The following is a 17847-nucleotide window of genomic DNA, read 5'->3' as shown; positions in this document are numbered from 1 at the left end:
GCCTCGGACCGCCCCGCGGGTTTTCGGGGCGTTCGAGGTGTCGGAGCACCCATGCCTGGTGATCATAGGAAAGTCGGGCCGGATCGCGGTCCGGCCCGTCGATCGACAGGGAGAGCACGCGATGGCATGGGCCCTGGTGATCCTGGCCGGTCTGCTGGAGACGGGCTTCGCGATCAACCTCAAGCTCAGCGAGGGCTTCACCAAACTCTGGCCCACCATCAGCTTCTGCGTCTTCGCCCTCAGCAGCTTCGGCCTGCTCACCCTCTCCCTGAAGAACCTGCCGGTCGGCCCCGCGTACGCGGTCTGGACCGGCATCGGCGCGGCCGGCACCGCGATCTACGGCATGGTCTTCCTGGACGAGGCGACCTCGGTGCTCAAGCTGGTCTCGATCTCGCTGGTGATCGCCGGTGTGATCGGCCTGCAGCTCAGCGGCTCGGTGCACTGATCCGGGCGGACGGCCCCCGGGGCGCCGTCCGCTCCGCGTGCCCGGCTGTCCCGATCGGGGCGGGCTCGCTAGGGTTTCTGGCATGGCCGATTACCACGACGATCTCCGACTCGCCCATGTCCTCGCCGACTCGGCCGACTCGGTCACCCTGGAGCGTTTCCGCGCGCTCGACCTGAAGATCGAGACCAAGCCCGACCTCACCCCCGTCAGCGACGCCGACAAGGCCGCCGAGGAACTGGTGCGCGGGGTGCTGCAGCGCGCCCGCCCGCGCGACGCGGTGCTCGGCGAGGAGTTCGGCCTGCAGGGCTCGGGCCCCCGTCGCTGGGTGATCGACCCGATCGACGGCACCAAGAACTACATCCGCGGTGTGCCGGTCTGGGCCACCCTGATCGCTCTGATGGAGGACGGCCCGGACGGCGTGGAGCGCCCGGTGGTCGGCATGGTCTCCGCCCCGGCGCTGAACCGCCGCTGGTGGGCGGCCAAGGACCTCGGCGCCTTCGCCGGCCGCAGCCTGGCCAAGGCGAGCCGGATCCACGTCTCCGGCGTCTCCCGGATCGAGGACGCCTCGTTCTCCTACTCCTCGCTCACCGGCTGGGAGGAGCGCGGCCGTCTCGACCCGTTCCTGGACCTCACCCGGGCCTGCTGGCGCACCCGCGCCTACGGGGACTTCTGGTCCTACATGATGGTCGCCGAGGGCGCGGTCGACATCGCCGCCGAACCCGAGCTGTCGCTCTGGGACATGGCCGCCAACTGCGTCATCGTCGAGGAGGCCGGCGGCCGCTTCACCGGTCTGGACGGCATCCCCGGCCCGGGCGGCGCCGACGCGGTCGCCTCCAACGGCCTGCTGCACGAGGAGGCCCTGCGCCGCCTCAGCGTCTGAGGTCCCCCTGCCCCCGGCGAGCAGCAGGCACGGGCCTGCTGCTCGCCCGGGTGTCCTACTGCTGCTGCTTGCGCAGCTCCCGCACCGCCGCCTCCAGGCGCCGGCCGTAGTCGGCGTCGGCCTTGCGGAAGTTCTCGATCGCCCGCTCGACGATGTCGTCGCGGTCGGCCGAGACCTTGGCGATGAAGCCGGCCAGGTTGGCGATCAGCCGCTGCTTCTCGTCCTCGTCGAACAGCCGGTACAGGTTGCCGGCCTGCACGAAGTCGTTGTCCTCGGCGTGCGAGGGCGCCTCGTGGGTGCCGGTGCCGCCGGTGACCTGGGTCGGGGCCCAGAGCGGACGGCCGGTCTGGACCGGGCCGCCGAAGCTGTTCGGCTCGTAGTTCTTCTGCCGGCCGTGGCGGCCGTCGTACAGGGAGCCGTCCCGGCTGTTGGTGCGCGCCTCGGTGGCGTGCGGGCGGTTCACCGGCAGGTGGTCGGCGTTGATGCCGACGCGGTAGCGGTGGGCGTCCGCGTACGCGAACAGACGGCCCTGCAGCATCTTGTCCGGGGACGGGCCGATGCCGGGCACGAAGTGCGCCGGGGAGAAGATCGACTGCTCGACCTCGGCGAAGATGTTGTCGGGGTTGCGGTTGAGCTCCAGCTTGCCGATCTCGATCGGCGGGTAGTCCGCGTGCGGCCAGACCTTGGTCAGGTCGAACGGGTTGAAGCGGTACTGCGCCGCGTCCGCCGCCGGCATGATCTGGACCTGCACCGTCCAGGTCGGGAACTCGCCGCGCTCGATCGCCTCGCGCAGGTCGCGCTGGTGGCTGTCCGGGTCCTCGCCGGCGAGCCTGGCGGCCTCCTCGGCGGTCAGGTTGCGGATGCCCTGGTCGGTCTTGAAGTGGTACTTGACCCAGAAGTGCTCGCCGGCCTCGTTCTGCCACTGGTAGGTGTGCGAGCCGTAGCCGTTGAGGTGGCGGTAGGACGCCGGGATGCCGCGGTCGCCGAAGAGCCAGGTCACCTGGTGGGTCGCCTCGGGCGACAGGCCCCAGAAGTCCCAGACGTTGTCCGCCTCCTGCGAGCCGGTGTACGGGTCCCGCTTCTGGGTGTGGATGAAGTCCGGGAACTTGGTGGCGTCCTTGATGAAGAACACCGGGGTGTTGTTGCCGACGAGGTCGTAGTTGCCCTCCTCGGTGTAGAACTTCAGCGCGAAGCCGCGCGGGTCGCGGACGGCGTCGGCGGAGCCGAGGTTGCCGGCCACCGTGGAGAACCGCAGGAACGTCTCGGTCTGCTTGCCGACCTCGGAGAGGAAGGCGGCCCGGGTGTAGGCGGACACGTCGGCGGTCACCGTGAAGGTGCCGTACGCGGCGGCGCCGCGGGCGTGCACCACCCGCTCCGGGATGCGCTCGCGGTTGAAGTGCGCGAGCTTCTCGAACAGTTGCTGATCCTGGATCAGCGCCGGGCCGCCGACACCGGCGGTCTCGGTGTTCTGGTTGTCGGCGACGGGGGCACCCGCCTCCGTGGTGAGGGTGGGGCGCAGCTCGTCCTGGGTAGTCATATGAGGGTGCCTCCGCGTGATCCGGTCGTTACGACTCGATCCTAACTTGGACTTTGTCTAAGTCAACACTGGAACCAAGTTCGGAGTGTCACCTACCCTGTATCCATGAACGACCTGCTGGAACGACTTCGCGGACGTGGGTGGCGGCTGACCTCGCAGCGCCGGGTCGTGGCCGAGGTCCTCGATGGTGAGCATGTCCACCTCACGGCGGACGAGGTGCACGCCCGCGCCGTGGAGCGCCTGCCCGAGATCAGCCGCGCGACGGTCTACAACACGCTCGGCGAACTCGTCTGCCTCGGCGAGGTCCTGGAGGTCGCCACCGACGGCCGCGCCAAGCGGTACGACCCCAACGCCCACCACGCCCACCAGCACCTGGTCTGCTCCGGCTGCGGCGCGATCCGCGACGTCCACCCCCAGGGCGACCCGCTGGCCTCGCTGCCCGCCTCCGAGCGGTTCGGCTTCGTCGTCTCCGGGGCCGAGATCACCTACCGCGGGCTCTGTCCGGACTGTACGACCGGGCCCTGAGCCCGCACGGGCACAGCCCCCCGCCGGGGCGCTACGCGCTCAGCTCGGCGTGCAGCGCGCCCAGCAGCCGCCCGGCCCGCTCCGCCACCTCGGCCGGACCGTGGTCGGCGGCCCGCCGGCACCAGTTCTCCGCCTGCACCGGCTCGCCGCGCCGCAGCGCCAGCAGGGCCAGCCGCAGCGCCGCCCGCCCGTGGCCGGCGTCGGCGGCCCGGGTGTACCAGAGCATCGCCTCCGCCTCGCTGTCCTGCCGGGCCAGCAGCAGCCCCAGATTGAACGCGGCACTGCGGCTGCCCGCCTCCGCCGCCCGCCGGTACCAGCTCTCCGCGATCTCCAGCGCACCCCGCTCGGCCGCCCGCACACCCATCCGCACCTGGGCCCGCCGGTGGCCGGCGTCCGCCGCGAGCGCGTACCAGTGCTCGGCCTCCTCGTCCGCGTCGCCGCGCCGGTCCAGCACCGAGGCCAGCCGGAACGCGCCCTCCGCCGAACCGCCCGCCGCCGCCTGCCGGTAGCGCTCCAGCGCGCCGGCCAGGTTGCCCCGCTGCTCCTGGACCACGGCCAGTTGGAGCGCGGCCTCGCCGTGCCCCTCGGCGGCGGCGCGCGCGTACCACTCGTACGCCTGCCGGTGCTCCCCGCGCCCGGCGTGCAGGACGCCCAGGTTGAAGGCGCCGTCCACGCTGCCCGCCTCGGCCGCCTTGGAGAACCACGGCTCGGCACCCGACTCGTCCCCGCGCTGCAGCAGCACCACGGCCAGCGCGTTGCACGCCTCCCGGTGCCCGGCGTACGCGGCGCGGCGGTACCACTGCTCGGCCTGCTGGTCCCGGCCCGCGCCGGCGCAGAGCAGACCGAGGTTGAACGCGCCGTTCTGGTCGCCCGCCTCCAGCGCGCCGCGGTACCAGTGCTCGGCCTCCTTGGCCTCGCCCCGGCTCGCGTGCAACGCCCCCAGGGCGTTGGCGGCGTTGCCGTCCCCCGCCTCGGCGGCCTCCCGCCACCACTCGGCGGCGGCCGCCGGGTCCCCGGCGTCGCGCAGCAGGAAGCCCAGCGCGCAGGCGGCCCGCGGCTCGCCGTTCTGCGCCGACTGCCGGTACCAGCGGGCGGCCTCGTCCAGCAGGGAGCGGTCGGTGCGGGCGCGCTCCTCCAGCAGCACGCCCAGCCGCAGCGCGGCGCGGGGGTGGCTGCGCGCGGCGGCGGTGCGGTACCAGGTCTCGGCGGTCTCCTTGTCCCCGGCGGCCTCGCGCATCCGGGCCAGCCGGTAGGCGGCCTCCCGGTGCCCGGCGTCGGCGGACACCTTGAACCAGCGCTCGGCGCGCACGTCGCGCCGGTGCTCCATCAGGTCGCCCAGCGCGTAGGCGCCCAGCGGGTGGCCGTGGTCGGCGGCGAAGTGCAGCCAGTACTCGGCGGCCTCCTCCTCGCCCTGGTCCCGCAGTTGCAGCCCGAGCGCGTGCGCGGCGGGCGCGCTGCCGGCCACCGCGGCCTGCCGCCACCACTGGGCGGCCTCGGCCCGGTGGCCCTGCTGGTGCAGCAGCACACCGAGGTTGTTGGCGGCGGCGCGCAGCCCGGCGGCGGCGGCGCCGCGCAGGTACGGCTCGGCGTCCTCCAGGTCGCCGCGGCGCAGCAGCAGGGTGCCGAGCCGGCCGGCGGCCTCCGCGTCGCCCCCGTCGGCGGCCTGGCGGTGGCGGGCCTCCAGGGCGGCCTGCTCGCGGGCGGCCAGGGCGGTCTCGAAGCTGGTGGAGTCCAGCCCGGCGGTGTCGAGGCCGGCGGAGCCCCGCTCGCCCGGGCGGTCGGCGGCCTCGGCCGCGGCGCCGTACGGGCCGATGCCGGCGGCGAACTGCCGGGCGGAGACGTGCACCAGGCTGTCCGGGCCGTAGCCGTCGACCGGACGGCGCTCCGTCAGGCCGCTGGTGCGCTGGGCCGGGAGGGCGCCGGGGTGCTTCGCGGGACTCTCCGCCCAGGCGTCGGTGTCCGCCTCGGTGGTCGCAGCGGGCTTGGCTCCTGGTCCGTTCCTGCCGATCAGCCTCATGCCGACTCCCGCTCCCCCAGAGTGTCGCGGCATCCTCCCCCAGCCTTCGGCCGGGGGGACCCCCAGGGGACCCGCCGGATCCGACGGCTGGTCAGCAGCCGTGCACCGTCCCCCATGTGCCCCATCGTCGCATCACCCGCAACCCGCGTACACCTGCCCCGGCCGATTTCGGCGGGGCAGACCCGAAGCCGACGAAATTGCTTCGGCGCTTTGTCGATTTCCCGACACTTGGGCCCCACAAACCCCGATGCCGGCGTCATTGGCGACGGTCGATCCTACCGGAGCGCACCCTGCCACCCCCGGGCGAAAACGCCAGAGGCCCGGAGGATTGAATCCTCCGGGCCTCTGTGCTACTGAGTAGCGGGGACAGGATTTGAACCTGCGACCTCTGGGTTATGAGCCCAGCGAGCTACCGAGCTGCTCCACCCCGCGTCGGTAGCTGAACCATAGCACGGGTCCGGGGTGGAACAGGAATCGGTTCTCCCAGCTCAGGGGCTCGTGCTCGCCCCGGCGCTCGGCGAGGTGCCCTGGGTGGGTGTCGGGGCGGGCGTGGCCGGCGCGGTGCCGCCGTCCTTCTGCTGGGCCGCCCCGGCCGCCTTGATCGCGTCCCCGATCGCCTTCTGGGCCTGGCCGAAGGCCGCCCAGTCACCGCTCTTCAACGCGTTCTGGCTGTCCGTGTAGGCCTTGTCCAGGTCCGTCAGGGCCTTCTGCAACTCCGGCGAGGCCGCCGTACCGGTGCCGGTGCCCGGTGTGGGCGCCGGCGTGGTGGGCGCGGTCGGGCTGGTCGGCGTGCCCGGGCTGGTCGGCGCGGTCGGCGTGGTCCCGGGGGCGGCGTTGGCGAAGACCTTCTTCAGCGCCTCCTCCAGGGTGTTCTCGAACGCCACGTTGTCGTTCCCGTACACCGCGAGGACCTTCTGCAGCGTCGGGTACTTGGCGCCGCGGCCACGCACGTACACCGGCTCGACGTTGAGCAGTCCGCCGCCGACCGGCAGGGTCAGCAGGTTGCCGTACTCCAGCTCGGAGTCACCGCCGCTCTTCAGCAGGGTGATCTGCTGGGCCACCTCCTGCCGGGAGTTGAACTGCGACTGCACCAGGTTGGGGCCGAGCGTCTTGCTGTCCCCGGGCACCTTGAGGATGCGGATCTTCCCGTAGTCCGGCCCCGGATCCGCGTCGACCGCCATGAAGGCCGCCAGGTTGTCCCGGCCGCTCGGCACGAAGGTGCTGGTGAGCGAGAAGCTGGCCGAGGTGACCGCCGGGTCCGGCATCCGCACCGTCAGGTAGTACGGCGGCTGGACCTGCTTGGTGTCACTGGTCGGGTCCACCGGGACCTGCCAGATGTCGCTGCCGTTGAAGAACGAGTTGGCGTCCGTCACGTGGTACTGGCCGAGCAGGTCGCGCTGCACCTTGAACATGTCCTGCGGGTAGCGCAGGTGCGGCATCAGCGTGTCCGGGATGTCGGCCTTGGGCTTGACGGTGTCCGGGAACGCCTTCATCCAGGTCTTCAGCACCGGGTCGTTCTCGTCCCACTGGTAGAGCGTCACCTCGCCGGTGTACGCGTCCACGGTGGCCTTGACCGAGTTGCGGATGTAGTTGACCTGGTTGGCGACGGTCAGCAGCTCACCACGCTGGTTGGTCAGCGAGTCCTTGGTGGCCGTGCCCAGCGTCGTCTTGGACGCGAACGGGTAGCCGTCCGAGGTGGTGTAGCCGTCCAGCACCCAGACCACCCGGCCCGGCTGCCCGTTCACGCCCGGCTCGACCACCGGGTACGGGTCGGCGTCGATGGAGAGCCACGGGGCGACCTTCTCGACCCGCTCCTTGGGCGTCCGGTCGTAGATCACCTTGGCGCCGTCGGTGATCGCGCCCGCGTACAGGATCTGCGGCTCGGCGAACTTCACCGCGTACGCGGCACGGGTGATCGGGTTGTCCAGCGACACCCCGCTGCCGGCGGTGTACTGGTACTCCTTGTTCTCGCCGGAGTCGGTGGTGTAGTCGATCTCCTGGTTGGACCCGCCGACGATCGAGTACGTGCCCGTCTTCTCGCCGTAGTAGATCCGCTGCTGGTAGTCGCCCAGCGAACCGGTGGCCGGCAGACCGGACTCGGTGAAGACCGGCTGGCCCTTGTCGTTGACCTGGTTGCCCTTGGCCACCACGGCGCCGTAGCCGTGCGTGTACTTGAAGTGGTCGTTGATCCAGTTCCGCTGCACGCCGTTGAGGTCCAGCTCACGCAGACCGATCACGGTGTCCTGCGCACCCTCGCCCTTGCCGTACCGGTCCACGTCCAGGGTGGACGGGAACGCGTAGTACGAGCGCTGCTGCTCGATCGACTGGAAGGTCGGGGAGACCACGTTCGGGTCCAGCAGACGGATGTCCGCGATGGTCTGCGCGTCCGGCTTGAGCGCCTCCGCCGTGGTCGAACCCTGCGGGGTGTACTGGGTGGTCTGGCTGTCCGCGATGCCGTACGCCTGCCGCGTCGCGTCGATGTTCTTCTGGATGTACGGCGTCTCCTTGGCCTGCTCGTTCGGCTTGACCTGGAACTGCTGCACGATCGCCGGGTAGACCCCGCCGATCAGCACCGCCGACAGCACCATCAGCCCGAGGCCGATCAGGGCCGGCGCCCAGGTGCGGCGGATCGGGGTCAGGAAGAACAGCACCGCGCAGATGATCGCGACGAAGAACAGGATGGTCTTGGCCGGCAGGAACGCGTTGGCGTCCACGTAACGCAGGCCCGTCCAGCCCGAGACTCCCTTGTACGAGCCGGTCTTCACGGCCAGCGCGTACCGGTCCAGCCAGTACGCGACCGCCTTCAGCAGCACGAACACACCCAGCAGCACCGCCAGGTGGCCCTGCGCGCCCGCACTGGCCCGACGGCCCGGGCCCTGCAGCCGCAGGCCCCCGTACAGGTAGTGCACCAGCACCGAGGTCAGCAGCGAGACGATCACCGCGCTGAACGCGAAGCCCAGCAGGAACTCGTAGAACGGCAGCTCGAAGGCGTAGAACGAGACGTCCATGCCGAACTGCGCGTCCTTGACGCCGAAGGACGTCTCATTGGTCCACAGCAGCCAGGTCCGCCACTGGCCGGACGCCGCGGCACCGGCCACCAGGCCGATCACCAGCGAGACGCCGATCAGCGCCCAGCGCTTGAACGGCGCCAGGCCGGCCCGGTAGCGGTCCAGGCTCTGCTGCTCCACCGACATCGCCGACAGCGGCGGCCGGAGCCGGTGCGCCAGCCAGATGTTGGCGCCCACGATCAGCGCCATCAGCAGGCCGAAAACGGCGAACAGGCCGATCTTCGTCCAGAGCTGGGTGGTGAACACCGAGGAATAGTGGACCGACTTGAACCAGAGCCAGTCCGTCCAGAATCCGGCGAACATGACGAACAGCAGGAAGAGCACCGCGAGCACGCCCAGGGTCAGCAGGAGTACCCGCGCGCGCCGGGAGGGCGGGCCTACTCTGCGCCGGAAACCCGGCCCTGAGCGTTCCGGCATCTGGAATACCACGGTGGCACCTCAGCTGTGTCGTCTGGAAATGGGTCGGTCGTCAGTGCAACTTAACCAGGCTTTAGCCGAGTTCCCACCGTTAGCAGACGGTTACGACAACGTTCCCCCTCCCTCCCCCCGGCACGCGGCACCGCCCCGGCGGTCCGGCGTGTGAGGATTGAGGCATGTCCGATGTCTCCCCTTCCCCCGACGACGTCTCCAAGCTCCCGGCCGCGACCCCGCTCACCCGGGCCGCCCTGGAGATCGACGAGTACGCCGCCACCCTCGGCTGGGACCTCCCGGCCCGGCTGTTCGCCCTGGTGGACAGCGCCCAGCTGCGCAAGGCCGACCCCCGGATCGCCGAGCAGCTCGGTCTCTCCGGCGGCGACGAGCCCGGCCTCACCCCGGTCGAGCAGGACGAACTGCCGGACGGCATGGAGCTGGACAAGTTCCTCGGCACCATCGCCTGGCCCGCCGCGGTGGCCGGCTGCGCCCTGGTGGTCGAGCGGCTGATGCTGCCGCCCGGCGCCGAGCAGTCCCGCCCGCGCAACGCGACCGACGCCCAGCTCGCCGACTGGGTGGCCGGCCACCCCAAGCGCGAGGAGGTGCGGATCACCGCCGCCGTGCTGCGCGACGGCAAGAAGGAGATCGCCCTGCGGCTGCGATCCAAGGACACCGCCCGCGAGGTGCTGACCGGCCCCGACCTCGTGCCGGGTCTGACCGCCGCGCTGCTGGCGACGTTCTCCTGACCGACGGGCGCTCGCCCGCGGCTACTTGACGCAGGACGGCAGCGCGGAGGCCTGCCCGGAGCGGATCTGCTCCAGCGACTTCAGCGCGCCGTCCAGCGTCTCGGCCTTGACCAGGGTCAGCCCGGACGGGGTGTTCTTGGCGGCCTCGGTGCAGTTGGCGGCCGGGGTGAAGAAGTACTCGGCGCCGGCGTCCCGGGCGGCGATCAGCTTCATCGATATCCCGCCGATCGGGCCGACCTTGCCGGAGTCGTCGATGGTGCCGGTGCCCGCGACGAACTTGCCGCCGGTGAGGTCGTCGGGCGTCAGCTTGTCGATGATGCCCAGCGAGAACATCAGGCCGGCGCTCGGCCCGCCGACGTCCTGCAGCCCGATGTCGATCTGGAACGGGTAGGTGTGCCGGATGCCCGGGTAGATGCCGACCATCGCGTTGCCCGTCTCGGGGGACTTGGCGGTGGTGACGGTGACATCGGTGCGCGCCGCCGGATCGGCCTTGCCGCCGTCCTTGACCCGCGGCACCACGGTGAAGACCGTCTTCTCGCCCGGCTGGTGCCTGGTGACCGCCTCGGTCACGCCCTCGAGGGTGGAGACCGGCGTGCCGTCGATCGCGACGATCTGGTCACCGGCGTGCAGCACGCCCTCCGCCGGGCTGTGGGCCGTCACGGCCTTGACGATCAGCTCGTTGCCCACCGGAATGCCGAGTTCGGTGAGCGCCGCCGTCCGCGCGCTGTCCTCCGACGACGCGAACTCCTCGGCGTTCTGCCGCTTGGCGTCGGCGTCCGTCTGCCCCTTCGGGTAGACGTTGTCGTGCGGCACCACCAGCACGTCGTCCCGCAGCCACCCGACCACGGCGGAGACCAGGCTGGGCTCGTACTTGGCCCCGGTGACCTGGACGGTGGTCATGTTGAGGTGCCCGCTGGTCGGGTACGACTCGCGGCCGGTGATGGTGATCACCGGCGTGCCCGTCTTGTCCTGCGTCCCGAGCGTGTTGTACGTCGGCCCCGGGCTCATCTCCGTGTACGGCACCTTCATCAGCACCGAGACGCAGAGCAGCGCTATGAGCAGCAGGGTGGCGGCGAGCATCGTCGCAGAGCGGCGTGGCATGCCTCGACAGTACGGGACGCGCGTGACAGCACGCCCGCCGGGCTATCGGCCGGGACGCTCACCGGGGCCGGTGGCCGCGGTGCTGTCGGCGGTGGTGCGTTCCATCGCCGCCATGAAGCGCCGGTGCTCGGCGAGCGAGGCGGGATCCCCCGTGGCCTTCGGCGCCCGCTGGGCCCACCCCGCCCAGACGGCGGCGACCAGCGCGGCGACAACCGGAATGATCAACCAGGCGAGCGCAGCCATATCCGTCACTCCCAGCTCGTCGTGTCTATGAGCAGATTAACCACTCCGGCGGACAACGCGGACGGCGCCACCCGGGTTACGGCACCGCCGATCGGCTCACCGCCGGGGAGTATTCGGAGCAGCCGGCCACACCCGTTCGGGTGAGGAACCGGCGCGCCTGCGTGCAGAGCCGCCACGGCCGCCATCGGGGCGGCAACACGAGCCACGCGGGGTCAGCAGCCTCCGGCGCCGACCCACTCCTCCTCGCCGTCGGAGAACACCTGGTGCTTCCAGATCGGCACCTCGTGCTTGAGGTCGTCGATCAGCCGGCGGGCGGCGGCGAACGCCTCCCCGCGGTGGGCGCACGAGACGGCGACGATCACGGCCTTGTCGGTGATCTCCAGCCGCCCGATCCGGTGCACCGCGGCGAGCGCCCGGACCGGGAAGTCCGCGACGACCTTCTCCGCGATCCGGCGCATCTCCTGCTCCGCGGTGGGGTGACAGCTGTACTCCAGCGCGGCGACCGGCTTGCCGCCGTCGTGGTCACGGACCGTCCCGACGAAGACGGTCGTACCACCGGCCGCGTCGTCGCCGACCGCCTCGTACACCTCGTCGAGCGAGAGCGGGGTGTCGCGGACGGCGAGCAGACGGATGGGGTCGTGATTCTCGGACATGACCTTATGATTCCCCATCCCTGGCGCTTTCGGACAAGAGTCTTCCGCATCACGACGGTGAAATTTCGCATCGCGAGAATGCCGCCACCGGTCGCGGCCGGTGGGCCACGGCCGACGACCGGAGACCGACGGCCGCCGCCGGGGGCCGGGCACGGGTCAGAAGCGCCGCCGCTTGCGGGCCCGGCGCACCAGCGCGGCCGTACCGACCAGCGCCACCGTCGCCCCGGCCGCGCCCAGGCTGGTGGCGGCCTCCTTGCCGCCGAGCCGGCGGCCGGCCACCGCGTGCTTCCCCGAGACCTGCGCCAGCAGCTCGGCCAGCACCTGCTCATTGGTGTACACCGGACGCCACCCCGCCTCGTGCAGCCGGCTGCCGGAGACCACCCACGGGTACATCGTGTAGGCGAGGTCACCGGCCGGGGCCGGGGTCAGACCGAGCCGGTGCAGCCGGGCCGCGGTGCCCAGCGCCAGCGAGGCCGGCAGCTCCATCCGCCGGATGCCCGACAGCCGCTCCACGTCCTCCTGCTCCAGCCAGCCGTCGCAGCCGACCGTGACCTCCCCCTCGACCAGCCCCAGCGCCGCGTACTCCAGCGCCGCCGCCAGATCGTCCACGTGGCAGAACTGCCAGCACGGCCGGGACCCCGCCACCACCAGCAGCCGGGGCGCCTCGAAGTGCCGGGTCAGCACGGTGTCCACCCCCGGCCCGACCACGACGGCGGGCCGCAGCACGGTCACCTGCAGCCCCGGGTGGGCACGGGGTGCCCGCCGGGCGAGGCGCTCGATCTCCAGCAGGTCCCCGACCAGCGAGGCCTCCTCGGTGGCCCGCAGCTCCGAGTCCTCGGCCAGCGGGACCTCGTTGTCGGCCAGCGCGCCGTAGACCATCGCCGAGGTGCAGAGCACCACCCGGTGCACCCCGGCGGCCGCGGCGGCGGTCAGCACGGTCTGCGCGCCCCGCACGTTGTAGGCGCTGCGGGCGCGCGGGTCGGACTCCATGCCGAGGTCCATCGCCAGGTGGACCACCACGTCGACCCCGGCCAGCCGCTCGGCCACCGCGGGGTCCCGGACGTCCAGGACGCGCCACTGCACGCCGGGCACCTCCCCGCGCCGGTCGTCGACCGCGAGGACCTTCCTGACCCCTGGCGAGGCCACCAGCCGGGCCGCGACGCGTTCGCCGAGGACACCGGCGGCGCCGGTCACGGCCACGGTCAGCGGTCTCCCGCCGTAGGCTGGAGGCGGCGACGCCGTGGTGTCCAGGGCGTCCTCTCCTCCGGTCAGCCCAGAGCGAACGTCCGAAGGCGGGGAACTCACCGGCCATCCTCCACGGTTAGCTTTATGTGCGTGCGTACGTGTGTCACGTACGCCCATCCTGCCCGAGGCGAAGGCCCGGCGGTGCACCCGGCGCGGTCCAGCCGTGCGGGAGCCGCCCACCGGCCGCGAGTCCCCCACTCCGCCGACCTCCTCGGGCGCCGAGACTTTTCCGCCACCACCCGCATGACGGCCGACCGGATCGAGGACCCCGTGAGCGACCTTCCCTTCGGATTCGGCGTTCCGCCAGAGGAGCCCGAGGACGGCAAGGCCAAGCCCGAGGACGAGCAGAAGAAGAAGGACCAGGAGCAGAGCGGTCCCCCGTCGTTCGGCTTCGCCGGGAACCCCTTCGGCGCGCTGTTCGGGATGGGCATGCCCGGCGGTCCCGGTACGCCCGGGGCACCCGGCGCTCCCGGCGGTCCCGGCGCGGACAACCCGTTCGCCGCGATGTTCGGCGGCCTCAACCCCAACGACCTCGGCGCCGCCTTCCAGCAGCTCGGGCAGATGCTGTCGTTCGACGGCGGCCCGGTGAACTGGGACCTCGCCAAGGACATCGCCCGCCAGACCGTGGTCGCCGAGCCCACCGAGGGCAAGAGCAAGGACCGCTCGGTCAGCGCCGCCGAACGCTCGGCCGTCGCCGAGGCCGTCCGCCTCGCCGACCTCTGGCTGGACGGCGCCACCGAGTTCCCCTCCGGCGCCGGCACCGCCGTCGCCTGGAGCCGGGCCGAGTGGATCGAGGCCACCCTGCCGGTCTGGAAGGACCTGGTCGACCCGGTCGCCGAGCGCGTCGGCAACGCCATGGGCGGCGTCCTGCCCGAGGAGATGCAGGCCATGGCCGGCCCGCTGATGGGCATGATGCGCTCGATGGGCGGCGCCATGTTCGGCACCCAGATCGGCCAGGCGCTCGGCGCGCTCGCCGGCGAGGTCGTCGGCTCCGCCGATGTCGGCCTGCCGCTCGCCCCGGCCGGCAAGGCCGCGCTGCTGCCGCAGAACGTCGCCGAGTTCGGCGAGGGCCTGAGCGTGCCCGCCGACGAGGTCCGGCTCTACCTCGCCCTGCGCGAGGCCGCCCACCAGCGTCTGTTCGCCCATGTGCCGTGGCTGCGCGCCCACCTGCTGGGCGCCGTCGAGGCCTACGCCCGCGGCATCAAGGTCGACAGCTCCCGGATGGAGGAGCTGGCCGGCCAGCTCGACCCGAGCAACCCCGAGGCGCTCCAGGAGGCACTGGCCGGCGGCCTGCTCCAGCCCGAGGACACCCCCGAGCAGAAGGCCGCGCTCGCCCGCCTGGAGACGGCGCTCGCGCTGGTCGAGGGCTGGGTGGACGCCGTCGTGCACACCGCCGCCGAGCCGCACCTGCCGCAGGCCGGCGCGCTGCGCGAGACCGTCCGCCGCCGTCGCGCGGCCGGCGGGCCCGCCGAGCAGACCTTCGCCACCCTGGTCGGCCTGGAGCTGCGCCCGCGCCGGCTGCGCGACGCCGCCCGGCTCTGGGCACTGCTCGCCGACGCCCGCGGCATCGAGGGCCGCGACGACCTCTGGCAGCACCCCGACATGCTGCCCACCGCCGCCGACCTCGACGACCCGGACGCCTTCGTGCACCGGGGCACCGGTGACCTGGAGGGCGGCATCGACTTCGACGCGATCGACAAGCTGCTCGGCGAGGCGGCCGCGGGCGGCTCCCCGAAGCACGACCTCACCAAGGACGGCGGCGAGGACGGCAAGAACGACGACGGGAAGGGCGAGCCCACCGCATGACGGTCACCGAGACGGGCGCGTCCGCCCTGCACGCGGACGCCGTCCGCACCCTGAGCCGCTGGCAGCCCGCCGACCCGGACCAGGACCGGTTGCGCCGCGACTACCTGGACCACCTCGCCGAGCAGCCCGAGGGGCTGTTCCGGTCCTGCCTGCCCGCCCACATCACCGCCAGCGCGGCGGTCGTCGACCCGACCGCCGGGCGGGTGCTGCTCACCCTGCACCCCAAGGTCGGCATCTGGCTGCAGATGGGCGGCCACTGCGAGCCGGGCGACCGGGACCTGGCCTCCGCCGCACTGCGCGAGGCCACCGAGGAGTCGGGCATCGCGGACCTCACCCTGCTGGCCGTCGACGGCACGCCGGTGCCGACCAGGCTCGACCGGCACCAGGTCCGCTGCACCGGCAAGGACCAGCCGGAGAACATCCACCTGGACGTCCAGTACGTCGCGGTGGCCCCGCCGGGCGCGCAGGCGCTGATCAGCGAGGAGTCACTGGACCTGCGCTGGTTCGACTACGACCGGCTGCCCGAGCTCACCGACCACTCGGTGCGCGACCTGGTGGCACGGGCCCGGAGGCTGACGGCCTGAGGTACGACGGATAAAGGGGGCGCGGGCCGCATCGGCCCGCGCCCCCTTCGTCCGTCCTCGCCACCGTGCCGCCGGACCCGAGCCGGGCGCGGCTCCGGGGGAACCTAGCCGCAGGATTCGGCCGGATCGGGCTCCGGGTCCGCATGCCGGGCGCCGGGGATGTGCGGCAGCCGGGCCGCCGAGACCACACCCTCCAGATAGCCGCGGGCCCGCTCGGTCCGCGGATACGCCTCCAGCAGCGCCCAGAAGGCGGGGCCGTGGTCGGGCACCAGCAGGTGGGCGAGCTCGTGCAGCAGCACATAGTCGACGACGTACTCCGGCATGCCCTGGAGGCGGTGCGAGAGCCGGATCGTCCGCTCGCTGGGGGTGCAGGAGCCCCAGCGCGAGTTCTGGTTGGTGACCCAGCGCACCTGGGCCGGCTGGGCGCGACCGCCCAGGTAGGCGGCCGACAGCTCGCGGGCCCGGGCCGCCAGCGCGTCGTCCCCGAGGACCCGGCGGCTCTCCTGGGCGGCCAGCTTCTCCAGCATCTGCGCGACCCAGCGCTGCTCCTCGGCGTGCGACATCCGGGCCGGGATCAGCACGACGGTGCGATCGCCCTCGCGGTACGCGGACACGGTACGGCTGCGACGGGCACTCCGGCGGACCTCCACCCGGGAGCGGTCGGCATGCTTCCCGTCGAACCGCTCGGTATGCGACTCGGGGGGCTGCGCGGCGGGGGGCTGCGGCGGTTGCGGGGGCCTCTGCTGCTGATCCGGGCGCCCGCGTGTGCTCGGCGCGGCGACCTGCGACCCGGACGCTGCGCGGGCACGCCGACGCGACGCCGGGGGATGGGAGTCCCGTTCGGCTGCCATGCCACACGACGTTACCCGGTACCACTGACAGAAGTCCGCTGCCGTGGCCGAAATCTTTCGTGGAGTGATCGGGAACGAAAAGCCGACAGCGGGTGTCCGGAAACCGTCTCGGGACCGCACGGCAAGTTATCCACAGGGCGTGCGAACAGATCTTCCGATCATGAGGCCGGACCTGTGGACAACGCACAGCACGATGTCGGGCCGATCGGGCATGCTGCCGTCAGCCGTCCGGAAACGATCGGAAGGAGAACCGTCGTGCGCCTTGTGCTGAAGCCCGCCCTCTCCCGCAGCTGGCGGGACTCGGAGACCCTGCAGTTCGGCACCGTCCGCCAGTACGCGGGGGTGCTCGAACGCGCCGACAAGGCCCTGTGCGACTTCCTCGGGCTCGTCGACGGGACGAGGGACCGGCCCGCGCTGCTCGACGCCGGTGAACGGGTGGGCTTCGGCCGCGACCCGGCCGACGCCCTGCTGGACGAACTCGAACAGGGCGGGCTGCTCGACGACGCCGACGCGGTGGGCGGCGCGCTGGCCCGCTTCCCGCAGCCGCATCGCGAACTGCTCGGGCCGGACCTCGCCTCGCTCTCCCTGGTGCACTCCAGCCCCGGCGCCGCGCCCGCCGTACTGGCCCGCCGGGCCGACACCCGGGTGGAGGTCCGCGGTGCCGGACGGGTCGGGGCGGCGCTCGCCGCCGTCCTCGCCGCCGGCGGCACGGGCACGGTCACCGTGACGGACGGCGGCCGGGTCACCCCCGGGGACTGCTCCCCCGCCGGGCTGCCACCGGGCGAGGTCGGGCGGCTGCGGACCAGCGCCGCCCGCGAGGCCGTCCAGCGGGCCTCGGCGCGCCGCCCGGCGGCGGGCGCCCGCCGTGCCGCCCCGAACGGGCCACCCGACCTGGTGGTGCTGGCGCCGAGGGACGGCAGCGGCGCGTTCGCCGGCGGCACCTACGAGGCGAGACAGCTGCTGCGGGCCGGGGTGCCCCATCTGTACGCCGGGGTGGTGGAGGAGATCGGGGTGGTCGGGCCGCTGGTGGTGCCGGGCCGCTCGGCCTGCGGCCACTGCCTGGTGCTGACGAGGGAGGACGAGGACGCGGCCTGGCCCCGGGTGCTGGCGCAACTCGCCGACGAGGGGCCGGGGCGGGCCCGTACCCCGGCCTGTAACACCGCCCTCGCGACGGCCGTCGCCGGTCTCGCCGCGCTGCATGTGCAGGTGTATCTGGACGGCGGACGCCCGCCCAGCGTCGACGGCTGGTGCGAACTCTCCGCCATCGACGGCATGCCCCGTCGGTTGCGGCTCAAGGGCCACCCCGACTGTGGCTGCCTCTGGCAGCCGCTGCCGCCGAACTGAGCGGAGGCCCAGGGACGGAACTCCGGCGGTCCGCCGGCAATACCGTCGTCTGGCGGGTCGGCTGCTGCAGCAGCCGACCCGGACCGGCGAGCCACCACGCGGGGCCCGACGTGGGCTGCGCGGGAACGCGCAGGTGGGCTGCGCGGGAGCATGCACGTGGGCTGCGCGGGAGCGGGCAGGTGTGCTCGCTCCCCGTCCGGCCCGACAAGCCAAGATCACGGGAGGCGGGTGGGTGGGAGGGGGTGGGGGGTGGGCCCCCGGAAGCTCAGCCCAGCCCAGCCCGTCGGCCTCGGCCGCAAGCGCCCGAGGCCGACGAAACAGCCGACAGACCCGGCCCGCTGCCCGGGGCGGCGGGCCGAATGGAAGCCCAATCGCCTCGAACCACCGCGCA

The 17847-nt window shown here is 72.7% G+C and carries 14 protein-coding genes, 1 tRNA gene and 1 pseudogene; 7 read left to right on the top strand and 9 right to left on the bottom strand.

Annotated features, from left to right (window positions below; all coding sequences use genetic code 11):
- Positions 1-121 precede the first annotated feature (121 nt).
- Both ACIP82_RS21255 and hisN read left to right on the top strand, forming a co-directional pair.
- Positions 122-445, top strand: a complete 324-nt coding sequence (locus tag ACIP82_RS21255; RefSeq protein ID WP_363604634.1) for a multidrug efflux SMR transporter — start codon at positions 122-124, stop codon at positions 443-445.
- A gap of 82 nt (positions 446-527) precedes the next feature.
- A complete protein-coding gene (hisN, locus tag ACIP82_RS21250) occupies positions 528-1325 on the top strand; it encodes a histidinol-phosphatase (RefSeq protein ID WP_363604632.1) in 798 nt (265 codons plus the stop codon).
- 55 nt (positions 1326-1380) lie between these two features.
- On the opposite strand, the gene ACIP82_RS21245 is transcribed toward hisN, so the two are convergent.
- Positions 1381-2862 carry a catalase gene (locus ACIP82_RS21245; RefSeq protein WP_363604631.1) on the bottom strand — a complete coding sequence of 494 codons (1482 nt, stop codon included), beginning with the start codon at positions 2860-2862 and terminating at the stop codon, positions 1381-1383.
- Positions 2863-2967: 105 nt separating this feature from the next.
- Between ACIP82_RS21245 and ACIP82_RS21240 the strand changes: the two genes are divergently transcribed.
- Positions 2968-3387, top strand: a complete 420-nt coding sequence (locus tag ACIP82_RS21240; RefSeq protein WP_400655168.1) for a Fur family transcriptional regulator — start codon at positions 2968-2970, stop codon at positions 3385-3387.
- A 31-nt stretch (positions 3388-3418) separates the two neighbouring features.
- Here ACIP82_RS21240 and ACIP82_RS21235 read toward each other — a convergent pair whose 3' ends face one another.
- The 3 genes from ACIP82_RS21235 to ACIP82_RS21225 form a co-directional block, all read right to left on the bottom strand.
- Complete coding sequence (locus ACIP82_RS21235; RefSeq protein WP_400655166.1) at positions 3419-5404, bottom strand: tetratricopeptide repeat protein; 1986 nt, start codon at positions 5402-5404, stop codon at positions 3419-3421.
- Positions 5405-5762: 358 nt separating this feature from the next.
- A tRNA-Met gene (locus ACIP82_RS21230) sits at positions 5763-5836 on the bottom strand.
- A gap of 56 nt (positions 5837-5892) precedes the next feature.
- Positions 5893-8889 (bottom strand): UPF0182 family protein, encoded by a 2997-nt coding sequence (locus ACIP82_RS21225; protein WP_363604628.1) that lies wholly within the window; start codon positions 8887-8889, stop codon positions 5893-5895.
- A gap of 176 nt (positions 8890-9065) precedes the next feature.
- Between ACIP82_RS21225 and ACIP82_RS21220 the strand changes: the two genes are divergently transcribed.
- The gene (locus tag ACIP82_RS21220; RefSeq protein WP_400655164.1) at positions 9066-9629 is read left to right on the top strand and encodes a PPA1309 family protein; all 564 of its coding nucleotides are present in this window, start codon (positions 9066-9068) and stop codon (positions 9627-9629) included.
- Between the two features lie 21 nt (positions 9630-9650).
- On the opposite strand, the gene ACIP82_RS21215 is transcribed toward ACIP82_RS21220, so the two are convergent.
- The 4 genes from ACIP82_RS21215 to ACIP82_RS21200 all read right to left on the bottom strand — a co-directional run bounded on the left by ACIP82_RS21215 (position 9651) and on the right by ACIP82_RS21200 (position 12931).
- Entirely contained in the window at positions 9651-10730 is a 1080-nt protein-coding gene (locus tag ACIP82_RS21215) for a PDZ domain-containing protein (RefSeq protein ID WP_363604625.1), read from the bottom strand.
- A gap of 42 nt (positions 10731-10772) precedes the next feature.
- On the bottom strand, positions 10773-10973 hold the full coding sequence (locus ACIP82_RS21210; protein ID WP_363604624.1) for a hypothetical protein: 201 nt from the start codon (positions 10971-10973) through the stop codon (positions 10773-10775).
- 212 nt (positions 10974-11185) lie between these two features.
- On the bottom strand, positions 11186-11626 hold the full coding sequence (locus ACIP82_RS21205; RefSeq protein WP_363604623.1) for a molybdenum cofactor biosynthesis protein MoaE: 441 nt from the start codon (positions 11624-11626) through the stop codon (positions 11186-11188).
- A 156-nt stretch (positions 11627-11782) separates the two neighbouring features.
- Entirely contained in the window at positions 11783-12931 is a 1149-nt protein-coding gene (locus ACIP82_RS21200; RefSeq protein WP_363604622.1) for an NAD-dependent epimerase/dehydratase family protein, read from the bottom strand.
- A 210-nt stretch (positions 12932-13141) separates the two neighbouring features.
- On the opposite strand from ACIP82_RS21200, the gene ACIP82_RS21195 reads away from it, so the two are divergent.
- A complete protein-coding gene (locus tag ACIP82_RS21195) occupies positions 13142-14677 on the top strand; it encodes a zinc-dependent metalloprotease (RefSeq protein ID WP_400655160.1) in 1536 nt (511 codons plus the stop codon).
- Positions 14674-15261 (top strand): NUDIX hydrolase, encoded by a 588-nt coding sequence (locus ACIP82_RS21190; RefSeq protein WP_400655158.1) that lies wholly within the window; start codon positions 14674-14676, stop codon positions 15259-15261. Before ACIP82_RS21195 ends, ACIP82_RS21190 begins: the two co-directional genes overlap by 4 nt.
- A 104-nt stretch (positions 15262-15365) precedes the next feature.
- Here the strand turns inward: ACIP82_RS21190 and ACIP82_RS21185 are convergent.
- Positions 15366-15917: pseudogene (locus ACIP82_RS21185) on the bottom strand (M48 family metallopeptidase); the annotation flags it as partial.
- Positions 15918-16367: 450 nt separating this feature from the next.
- Between ACIP82_RS21185 and ACIP82_RS21180 the strand changes: the two are divergent.
- Positions 16368-17456 (top strand): ThiF family adenylyltransferase, encoded by a 1089-nt coding sequence (locus tag ACIP82_RS21180; protein ID WP_400655156.1) that lies wholly within the window; start codon positions 16368-16370, stop codon positions 17454-17456.
- The last annotated feature ends 391 nt before the right edge of the window (positions 17457-17847 follow it).

Source organism: Kitasatospora sp. NPDC088548, from assembly GCF_044753005.1.
Lineage (GTDB): Bacteria > Actinomycetota > Actinomycetes > Streptomycetales > Streptomycetaceae > Kitasatospora.
The sequence above is the reverse complement of the archived record's forward strand: the minus strand, read 5'-3'. Positions and strand labels throughout refer to the sequence as shown.